At 38.2% G+C, this 7,228-nt stretch carries 8 protein-coding genes; all 8 read left to right on the forward strand.

Annotated features, from left to right (window positions below; translation table 11 throughout):
* Nucleotides 1–152: 152 nt before the first annotated feature.
* The 8 genes from spoIVA (at nucleotide 153) to ndk (ending at nucleotide 6,994) form a co-directional block, all read left to right on the forward strand.
* Nucleotides 153–1,631, forward strand: a complete 1,479-nt coding sequence (gene spoIVA, locus ACQKOF_RS24770; protein ID WP_427562987.1) for a stage IV sporulation protein A — start codon at nucleotides 153–155, stop codon at nucleotides 1,629–1,631.
* A gap of 199 nt (nucleotides 1,632–1,830) precedes the next feature.
* Nucleotides 1,831–2,103, forward strand: coding sequence for an HU family DNA-binding protein (locus ACQKOF_RS24775; protein ID WP_004232618.1), 273 nt, complete (start codon nucleotides 1,831–1,833; stop codon nucleotides 2,101–2,103).
* A 510-nt stretch (nucleotides 2,104–2,613) separates the two neighbouring features.
* Nucleotides 2,614–3,183 (forward strand): GTP cyclohydrolase I FolE, encoded by a 570-nt coding sequence (folE, locus tag ACQKOF_RS24780; protein WP_427562990.1) that lies wholly within the window; start codon nucleotides 2,614–2,616, stop codon nucleotides 3,181–3,183.
* A gap of 64 nt (nucleotides 3,184–3,247) precedes the next feature.
* Nucleotides 3,248–3,466, forward strand: coding sequence for a trp RNA-binding attenuation protein MtrB (gene mtrB / locus ACQKOF_RS24785; RefSeq protein WP_049666799.1), 219 nt, complete (start codon nucleotides 3,248–3,250; stop codon nucleotides 3,464–3,466).
* Nucleotides 3,467–4,009: 543 nt separating this feature from the next.
* The gene (locus ACQKOF_RS24790) at nucleotides 4,010–4,777 is read left to right on the forward strand and encodes a heptaprenyl diphosphate synthase component 1 (RefSeq protein WP_427562993.1); all 768 of its coding nucleotides are present in this window, start codon (nucleotides 4,010–4,012) and stop codon (nucleotides 4,775–4,777) included.
* A 15-nt stretch (nucleotides 4,778–4,792) separates the two neighbouring features.
* The gene (locus ACQKOF_RS24795) at nucleotides 4,793–5,497 is read left to right on the forward strand and encodes a demethylmenaquinone methyltransferase (RefSeq protein ID WP_427562996.1); all 705 of its coding nucleotides are present in this window, start codon (nucleotides 4,793–4,795) and stop codon (nucleotides 5,495–5,497) included.
* 19 nt (nucleotides 5,498–5,516) lie between these two features.
* The gene (hepT, locus tag ACQKOF_RS24800; protein WP_427562999.1) at nucleotides 5,517–6,491 is read left to right on the forward strand and encodes a heptaprenyl diphosphate synthase component II; all 975 of its coding nucleotides are present in this window, start codon (nucleotides 5,517–5,519) and stop codon (nucleotides 6,489–6,491) included.
* A gap of 86 nt (nucleotides 6,492–6,577) precedes the next feature.
* A complete protein-coding gene (gene ndk, locus ACQKOF_RS24805; protein WP_053482577.1) occupies nucleotides 6,578–6,994 on the forward strand; it encodes a nucleoside-diphosphate kinase in 417 nt (138 codons plus the stop codon).
* Nucleotides 6,995–7,228: the final 234 nt, after the last annotated feature.

Here is a 7,228-nt window from a genome sequence, read left to right on the forward strand (position 1 = left end):
ATCCCAGAGGCTGGTCGACTTTTCTTCACTTCTACTAAATAAAATAGTAGCACAAACCATGGCCTTGGTTTGTACTACTAATCTTAGTATGTTTCATATTTATCTATCAGCTCGCATATAGTGAAAAAGCGTAGATAAAGGAGGCAGAAACCTTGAGTGAAGCAGTATTTAGAGAAATTGCAGAGCGCACAAATGGCGATGTTTATATTGGTGTTGTCGGTCCAGTACGTGTAGGTAAATCAACATTTGTAAAAAAGGTTATGGAAGCGGTCGTGTTACCGAATATAGTGGATGAAACAGAAAGAATGCGGGCACAAGACGAGTTGCCACAAAGCTCGCCGGGTCCAGTCATTATGACTGCTGAGCCGAAGTTTGTGCCTGCCCAAGCAACACGTATTGCCGTCGGTGATGATGAAATGACGTTCCAAATTCGTTTAGCAGATTGCGTTGGTTATATCATTGAAGGGACAAAGGGCTATGAGGATGAAAATGGGCCAAAATATGTGCATACACCTTGGCATACAGAGCCTATTCCTTTCCAAGAAGCGGCGAAAATAGGCACAGATAAAGTTATTCGTGACCATGCTAATATTGGAATTGTTGTAACAACAGATGGCACGGTAAATGGGATAAGTCGTCGTGCGGCAGAGAAGGCTGAAGAGGAAATTGTAGAGCAATTAATGGATATTGGAAAACCTTTTGTTGTTGTATTAAATTGCCAAATGCCAGCACGGGAGGAAACGGTACAGCTTCGAAATGAGCTATTTGAGCGCTATAATGTTCCAGTAATTGCCACTTCAATTGATCAAATGCGCGCATCTGATATTCAGTATATTTTGCAAGAAGCATTATTTGAATTTCCAATTCGAACAATTGAGGTGGAAAAGCCAGATTGGTTAGATGTTTTAGATGCAACACACCCATTGAATGTTGCATTAATTGATTCGATGGAAGAAGTGTTGTCATCTGTTATGAAAATTAGGGATGTACAGCAGGCGTCAGATGCCTTTAAAGCCATTGATTTTATTGACCAAAGTGAAGTGGTACATGTGGATGCTGGTATTGGGACCGCGATCATTCGAGTGTCATTACAAAGTGAACTCTATAAGTCGGTTTGCAATGAATGGCTAGATGAGCCAATTGAGACGAAGCGAGATTGGCTACTCTTTATTAAAGAGTCAGCAGAAGCAAAAGAGGCGCAAAAACGCTTTAAAAATGCTATTAGTCAAGCAGATTCGACTGGTTATGGTGTAACATTACCAATGATGCAGGAGTTTGAGCCAACAGCACCAGAGCTCATTAAACAAAATAATTTTTATGGTGTGCGTATGAAGGCAAAAGCACCATCATATCATATCATTCGTGTAGATATGGAATCAGAATTTGCGCCACTAATTGGCTCTGAATTCCATAGTCAACAATTGCTTAAGGATTTAAATCATGCTTATTTACATGATCGTGACGCTTTATGGAACACACAGCTTTTTGGAACTCCGCTACATGAAGTGTTAAAAGAAGGAATACGCTATAAAATGGATGCTGTTCCATCTACGGCCAAAAAACGGATGCGACAAACAATTGAACGTATGGTGAACGAAGGTGATAGAGGATTGGTTACATTTATTTTGTAGTGAAAAAATGAAAAATAAAGCGCAAAAAATTATCACAGGGCTATTCGTTCTTATGCGAAAAGTCCTGTTATTTTTGTTTTTTGGGTGAAAAACGTATTTTTTGGTTATAATCATGAATGAATACAGTTGCGTAGCGGTTTTCTATGTGTTAATCTTTTTACAGAATTGGTTCATGACCCTTTGAGAGGAGGTGAATGGTGTGAATAAAACAGAATTAGTAAACTCTGTTGCTGAAGCTGCAGGTCTTTCTAAAAAAGACGCTTCTAAAGCAGTTGAAGCTGTATTTGATACAATTCAAGATGCTCTTGCAAAGGGTGACAAAGTACAATTAATTGGTTTTGGTAACTTTGAAGTACGTGAACGTGCGGCTCGTAAAGGTCGTAACCCACAAACTGGTAAAGAAATCGAAATCGCTGCTAGCAAGGTACCTGCTTTCAAACCAGGTAAAGCGCTTAAAGATGCTGTAAAATAATACACGTCTAGTAGTTACATAGGGCAGTCTTCATGTAAACGAACATGAAGGCTGCTCTTTTTAACTTCTTTCAACGAAAAGTTGCGCACATAGCAAAATAAAGATAATGGTACATAGAAAGATGCAATAAACATAAGTGTATGCAACGTAGATAGATATGCACAATGTCCATCACTAAAAGTTGGGATGCTCTTTGCTAAAACATATACCATAATATTAGTTGATTGAAGTGGAGACTGGGCGACTCCTTGGGGATTAGCGTCACAGTTGAGAATCTGGAGCGCAGCGGCTCATCGGACGCCCCCAGTCGGAACGGAAATCAACCACACGTATGATGGTGAGTCAAAATTTATAAAATATGCTCCAAATTAGAAAGCATTAAGTGGCTATTTTGCTCATATAGCGCTGAATTTCTTTTGAATCAAGTAAGTCGTTTTGCGCTTACCTTTTGGATATGCTACGATGCATAAAGAAATGTGTAATGTATTGAATGCAGGAGGGTTTTTAAGGATGTCGAATGTTGATTTATTGAAAATAGAAGAAGCAGTAAAAATGATTTTAGAGGCGGTAGGGGAAGATGTAAATCGTGAAGGTTTACTCGATACACCGAAACGTGTAGCAAAAATGTATGCAGAAATGTTTAGTGGCTTACATGAAGACGCAAAAGATTATTTTAAAACAGTGTTTCATGAAGACCATGAGGAATTAGTACTTGTAAAGGACATTCCATTTTATTCGATGTGTGAGCATCATTTAGTTCCTTTTTATGGAAAAGCTCATGTCGCATACATACCAAATGATGGCATTGTTGCTGGACTAAGTAAATTAGGACATGCAGTAGAAACTATTGCTCGTCGTCCACAATTACAAGAACGCATTACTTCTTCAGTGGCAGAGACAATTATGGAAATGCTCTCTCCGAAAGGTGTTTATGTAGTGATAGAGGCGGAGCATATGTGCATGACTATGCGAGGGCTTAAGAAGCCAGGATCTAAAACTGTGACATCGGTTGCACGTGGCATTTACGAAGAAGATGAAGTAAAACGTAGAGAAGTTTTATCATTTATTCAAATGTCTTAAATTGCATATCTAATTATGTTATGATGGACTAAGAATTTGTCGGATTTAAGGGAGTGTACAGACAATGGCGCAAGATTATATTGTTATTCAAGCAGAGGAAGATGGCGTGCATGTAATCGGTTTAACACGAGGTACAGATACAAAGTTCCATCATTCTGAAAAATTAGATGCAGGCGAAGTTATGATTGCTCAATTTACCGAACATACATCAGCCATGAAAATTCGTGGGAAAGCACAGATTCATACAGCTCATGGTGTTATAAATAGCGAAGCTAAAAAGTAATAGAGAGAAATACCATTCAGAAGTGCATTATGAATGGTTTCGTGTCTATGCAAATTAGTGATGGCACATATAAATCGACTAGATTTGTAAAACTAAGTTTATGTTTTCACTCCGATTTTAACTTCTTTCAGCAGGTGTTTGGACACCCGCTGAAAGAAGTTAAAGCCTCCGGCGGATGTCACAGAATCGGAAAGGAGTTCTTAGAGGATGTTAGCCTAAAATCATCGCATCCATGCGATAACGGCTAACTGACCTGCATCGGTAAAAACGCCACGTCCTGTGGCTTTACCGAAATGACCGACATCGTGTCGGCCCTCGTGCAGGCCTAAGCACAAAGCCGATTCCGGACGCAATTATGCCGAGGCATAATTGATAGGCAGTTGGATTTCTACCGTTTTTTAATGGGGAAGCTCTACTGCCTATCATGTTGAATAAAGCAAAAATTTTTTATTCCGAATCGTCGCGTATGCTATAATGACTCAGTAAGTAAGCGTTAGGTCATGAAGTGACTAACATATTTGAAAGTGAAATGGAGTAAGGTCTATGAATGCAACATACATTCAAAATTCAATTGCACAATTAAAAACAGAGATTTTCATGGATGTTCGTCATAGAACTTTGCAAAAATACACAGGATTGCCTGTGCTCGATGAAAATCAATTATTTTACTTGTTAGTTCCCTTTTTGAATGGGGAAGAGTGGCAACAAGAGGAAAGAGAAGCTGCAATCACTGTTGGAATTGTGTACGCAGCCTTAGCGGCGCACGATCATATTAAAGAATTACATGCCACATCAAAAGAACAACAGCTAACCGTTTTAGCTGGAGACTTTTATAGTGGCCGTTATTATGAGATTTTAGCTATGTCGGGAAATGTCGCATTGATTCGAAATTTGTCACAAGGAATTGTGGCACGTTGTGAACACCAAATTAAAGTATATGAGGCAGAAAAACGATCAATCGAACAATGGTTTGCCTCAATAACTAACATTGAATCAGGATTAATTTCAAAGTTTTTTGAGCTTTATTCATTTAGTGATTATATTCCAATTATGGAGAAGAGCTTATTAATCTTGCGTTTAGAAAGAGAATTAGCGACATATCAACGTGGGCAAGTATCTTTAATGAGTAGGGTTCTTGAAGAAAGCGCGAGATATGCTGGAGCGATCTATGGCAACGTCATACAGGACAAAATTGTGCAATTAAAAACAGAGCTGTTACAGGAGATAGAAGATGCATCGTTTTTACAAGGTGATGTGAAACAAGCTCTACAAGCACGTGTAGAGGCATCCATTGCTTCTACTAATGAATAAGAGAGGTTTTTCAAAATGGCTAAAACGAAAGAAGAGCACGTGCACGAAGTATTTGAAAGTATTTCGGAAAACTATGACAAAATGAATGGTGTTATTAGTTTCCAGATGCATGTTGGCTGGCGCAATGATACGATGAAGCACATGGCAGTAAAACCTGGAGCGAAGGCTTTAGATGTTTGCTGCGGTACGGCAGATTGGACAATTGCATTAGCCGAGGCAGTTGGTGAAAATGGAAAAGTAAAAGGGCTAGACTTCAGTAAAAACATGCTAAAAGCTGGCGAGGAAAAGGTAAAGCCATACCCACAAATTGAACTAATACATGGAAATGCTATGGAGTTACCTTTCCCAGACAATACATTTGATTATGTAACAATTGGTTTTGGTCTTCGCAATGTACCAGATTATTTACAAGTTTTAAAGGAAATGAATCGTGTTGTAAAACCAGGGGGAATGGTTGTTTGTTTAGAAACATCTCAATCGGAAATTCCAGGCTATCGACAACTATTCCGTTTTTATTTTAAATATATAATGCCGATATTTGGTAAAATATTTGCGAAAAGCTATAAAGAATATTCTTGGCTACAGGAATCAGCAAATGATTTCCCAGGTATGAAGAAGTTAGCGGCATTGTTTGAGCAGGCAGGTTTAGAAAAAGTAACGTATAAAGCATACAGTGGCGGTGCTGCGGCAATGCATATAGGCTTTAAAAAAGTACGTTAATGGGGGCAGGTTTTCACACGTGGAAAAGATGAAGTTAAAACTACTCTATTCCGATTTGAAATCAGATATCGATATCATTGAAAAAGAATTAGAAAAAGCAGTGAACTCTTCTTCATGTTTGATCAATGATGCTTCTCTCCATTTATTGCAAGCTGGTGGCAAACGGATACGACCAATTTTTGTGTTGCTTGGCGCGAAATTTGGCGAATATGATATCGAAAAGATGAAGGATGTAGCCGTGCCAGTAGAGCTTATTCATATGGCATCACTTGTGCATGATGATGTAATTGATGATTCCAATATGCGAAGAGGACGCCCGACTGTCAAATCACAATGGAATAATAGAGTTGCAATGTACACGGGCGATTTTATTTTTGCGCGTGCACTTGAATATATTACAAAGCTTGAAGACCCATTAGTTCATCAAATTTTAGCACGTACAATGGTGGAAATTTGTAACGGTGAAGTCATTCAAATCGAAGATAAATTTAGATTAGATCAAGGATTAAAGGATTATTTTAGACGAATCAAACGAAAAACGGCATTACTGATTTCTTCTAGTTGTGAACTTGGTGCAGTAGCAGCAGGTGTAGATCCCAAAACAGTGAGACATTTGAAACGCTTCGGCTATTTTGTGGGCATGAGCTTCCAAATTATCGATGATGTTTTAGATATTATGGCAACTGATAAAGAATTAGGGAAGCCAGCAGGTAGTGATTTATTGCAGGGCAACATTACGTTACCGATTCTATTGTTAAAAGATGATCCTGTGATGCAACCTTATTTGGTAAAAGTATTTGCAGGTACGTTGACAGAAGCAGAACGTCAAAATATGCTGCAGTATGTGCGTAAATCTGACGCAATTGAGCAAGCTAATAAAATGAGTGATAAATATTTGAAAAAGGCATTACAGGAAATAGATGCATTACCAAAACATCCTGTCAAGAAAAAACTACGTGATGTCGCTTTGTTTATGGGTAAGCGTAAATTCTAGCTTTTTGTTGTACAAAGGCTCATTTTTTGTTAATATTTATCGGTAGGTGTAAAACCTGTTATACGAATTTAAGGAGTGTTTTAAACATGGCAATCGAACAAACTTTTTTAATGGTTAAGCCTGATGGCGTAGAACGTCAAGTAGTAGGAGACATCGTAGATCGTTTTGAACGTCGCGGTTTTGTATTGAAAGGTGCTAAATTAATGGTAATTCCTACAGAATTAGCAGAAAAGCACTATGCAGAGCATGCAGAGCGTCCATTCTTTGGTGAATTAGTTGATTTCATCACTTCTGGTCCTGTATTCGCTATGGTATGGGAAGGCGAAAACGTAATTAAGCTTGCTCGTACAATGATGGGAGCAACTAAACCTGAAGAATCTAACCCAGGTACAATCCGTGGTGACTATGCAACAACTGTTTCTCACAACATCATCCACGGTTCTGATTCACTTGCTTCTGCTGAGCGTGAAATCGGCTTATTCTTCGGTGAAGATTTAGTTTAATTTCTTAACTAAAGTAGAGTAGCGAAAAAAACTACGAATAGAACTAAATAAAAAAATCATCTTTTTTTCCGATGTGACTTTTACCTTCTAACAAAAAAATGTTAGGGGGTTTTTTATTTGTCAAAATCATTTAATAAAGTGGTTCTATAATATTTGTTGGGGTATTCACATAATTCCACGCATAAAAAAAGCACAGATTCACCGATTTATATATACTTGAATTGTCGAGAAACA

The organism is Lysinibacillus sp. NPDC093190 (assembly GCF_050280425.1).
In the GTDB taxonomy this organism is placed as follows: Bacteria; Bacillota; Bacilli; order Bacillales_A; family Planococcaceae; genus Lysinibacillus.